Origin of the sequence: Vibrio sp. Vb1337 (assembly GCF_033338715.1) — a bacterium.
Classification (GTDB): domain Bacteria; phylum Pseudomonadota; class Gammaproteobacteria; order Enterobacterales; family Vibrionaceae; genus Vibrio; species Vibrio alginolyticus.
Map to the genome: position 1 here is coordinate 1 of NZ_JAWOTD010000298.1, position 1015 is coordinate 1015.

Consider the following 1015-nt stretch of genomic DNA (forward strand, 5'->3'; position numbering starts at 1 on the left):
AATTCAACAAAGCACTCAACCAATTAAGCCAACAAAATATTCAAGTTGAGTACCCTGCAAAACTGGAAAGCCAATCTCAGCTATCGGATGTGATTCGTGAGCGACTACGTCGTGAAGTGACAACAATGACAGGTACGGGGGATAAATAATGATTCGCCTTATTTTCCTATTTGTCGTTCTAGGTGCAGGTCTATTTGTCGGTACTCAGTTTTCTGGTCAACAAGGATATGTACTGATCTCAATAGCAAACAAGACCATCGAAATGAGCGTGACCACTTTGGTGATCTTCGTTATCGCTGCGCTAGCTGGTCTTTTCCTCCTTGAATACCTGATTAAAAAGTTGGTTTACGCAAGCTCAAGCACTTGGAACTACTTCAGCGTACGTAAAATGCGTCGTTCTCGTCGCTACACCAATGAAGGCATTATCAAGCTCCTTGAAGGTGATTGGAAAGGTGCAGAGAAGAAAGTCACTCGTTGGGCAAATCACCACGATATGCCACTACTGTGCTATCTCGTTGCTTCTGAAGCTGCTCAAGGTCAAGGTGATAAAGCAAAACGCGATCATTATCTTGCATTAGCTAGCCAACAGGAGAATGCTCATCTCGCTGTCGAACTGACTCGAGCCAAGCAATTTATTCGTGATAATGAGTTCGAAGCCGCTTTCGATACCCTGCAATCGCTAAAAGGCCAATACCCAAATAACTCGATTGTCTTGAACTTACTCAAAACAACTTACATGCAGCTTAAATTGTGGCAGCCATTGATTGACCTAATGCCACAACTGGCGAAAGCAAAGCTAGTAACGGAAGAAGAGCAAGCAGAACTGATTCAGAAAGCACAATGTGGTTTACTGCATGAAGTCGCGCAACAACAAGGTAGCGAAGGGCTAATTTCTCATTGGAACAGTCTGGCTCGTAAAGTGAAGCAAGACACGCATCTTATTGCTTGTTTTGCACGTGAGCTTATCGCTCGTAAAGCCGACACCGAAGCCTTTACCGCACTAACAGAAGCACTG

At 44.1% G+C, this 1015-nt stretch carries 1 protein-coding gene and 1 pseudogene; both read left to right on the plus strand.

Annotation, left to right across the window (positions count from 1 at the left end; translation table 11 throughout):
- Positions 1-149, plus strand: a pseudogene (locus R7E42_RS25765) (heme biosynthesis operon protein HemX); the annotation flags it as partial.
- Positions 149-1015 (plus strand): heme biosynthesis HemY N-terminal domain-containing protein (locus tag R7E42_RS25770; protein WP_318073352.1); only part of this gene is annotated, 867 nt, incomplete at its 3' end. The pseudogene R7E42_RS25765 and the gene R7E42_RS25770, both read left to right, overlap by 1 nt.